Origin of the sequence: Microcoleus asticus IPMA8, assembly GCF_013179805.1 — a bacterium.
Classification (GTDB): Bacteria; Cyanobacteriota; Cyanobacteriia; order Cyanobacteriales; family Microcoleaceae; genus Microcoleus; species Microcoleus asticus.
The window spans coordinates 1-1,458 of sequence record NZ_SRRZ01000295.1 but is presented as its reverse complement, the minus strand read 5'-3'; the positions used below and the strand labels follow the sequence as shown (position 1 = coordinate 1,458).

At 51.6% G+C, this 1,458-nt stretch carries 1 protein-coding gene; it reads right to left on the bottom strand.

The window, feature by feature from the left end; genetic code table 11:
• Positions 1–1,458: choice-of-anchor Q domain-containing protein (locus tag E5S67_RS31935; RefSeq protein ID WP_281363617.1), on the bottom strand; the 1,458-nt coding region annotated here is incomplete at both ends.

Here is a 1,458-nt window from a genome sequence, read left to right as displayed (position 1 = left end):
ACGAACCAGTAATAGTCGGCGCGGGAGGGGGAGGCGGTGTCGGCGTCGGTGTCGGAGTTGGTGTCGGTGTTGGAGTTGGTGTCGGTGTCGGAGTCGGAGTTGGTGTGGGGACGACAGTACCTCCCAATTCAAAAGATCCGCTGTCAACGATCGCACCTGGAATGCTGTCGCCATCTTGAGGGCGAGCGACGCCACGCTGATCCGTAGCGGGTGCGCCAGTGGCAATCCCTTTATCAATTGCCGGACTTCCTGTCAGCAGCGGCCTGACTAAAGCGCCGTTGAGGTTTTGCAAAGGGCCAAGTAAGGGGTCTGCGATCGTCACACTTGTCGTCACCTTGGTATCGGTGTTAATCACCGGCCACTGAAAATTCCCTCCTCCATCGCTATATTGGGCGGTGACGTGTTGCTGAATGCCCCAAGGGTTTCCTCCGTTAGCCGCTGTATTGTTGGAAAGAATCGTGTTTTTGAGGGTGACATTATTGGCATCGGCGAAGATACCTCCACCAACCCAGCCTGCAGAATTATCGGCGATCGTCGTGTTAACAATAGTTGTGGGTGCACCAAGAGTCATTGCACCGCCGAGTTTGTTGTAATCACCAGCAGCAAACGCCGTGGAGTTGCCAGAAAACGTACTGTTAGTAATCGTAGTAGGGGCATTTCGCATCCACAGGCCGCCACCTTGATTGCCGGCTTTGTTGCCCGCAAAGGTGGTGTTGGTAATGGTCAATCCCTGGTTGGTGCTGTCGCTCAAAATCGTTACCCCACCACCGTTTCCAGCATTTCCACCGTTGGGTAGCGCCAGAATTTCGTTATTTTGGAAGGTGCTCTTTTCCAAAATAACCTTGTCTTGGCTGCCGGTGAACAGATAAGCTGCGCCTCCTTCACCTCGACCTTTATTGTCTTGAAATACGCTATTGGTAATCTTAATTGTGCCGGAAGCTTCGCTCGGATTGCTGGCTCTGTCTGTGTAAACTGCGCCGCCGAAACCCCTTAAAAACGGATTATCTTGGCCTGTTGCGTAAACGGCTGCGGTGGTATCGTTGCCGATGAATCGGGAGTTGTCAATTGTCAGCTTACCTTGAAGGCTGTTAATTGCCCCGCCGTTAATTCCTTTGTTGTTGGTGAAGTCGCTGTTGGTGACTGTAAAAGTTTTGGAACTCAAAAAGCCGATCGCACCTGCACCGCGTTCATCGTTAGCTGCGGTGGCTACGTTGCCGTTGAATTTACTGTTGGTAACAGTCAGGGTATTGTTGAAATTACCGAAAATTGCGCCACCGCCTTTATCGGCGACGTTGTTGTTGAACCGAACGTTTTCTACTGTGAGGTTTACTTCGTCGGTTGTGCCGATCGCGCCACCTCGATCGGTAGTTTTGCCGTTAGTAATAATGAGGTTTTTGACTGCAAAATTGGTAGCAGTCGCAACGTTGGCATTGACAAAAAAGGCGCGGGATGCGTTGT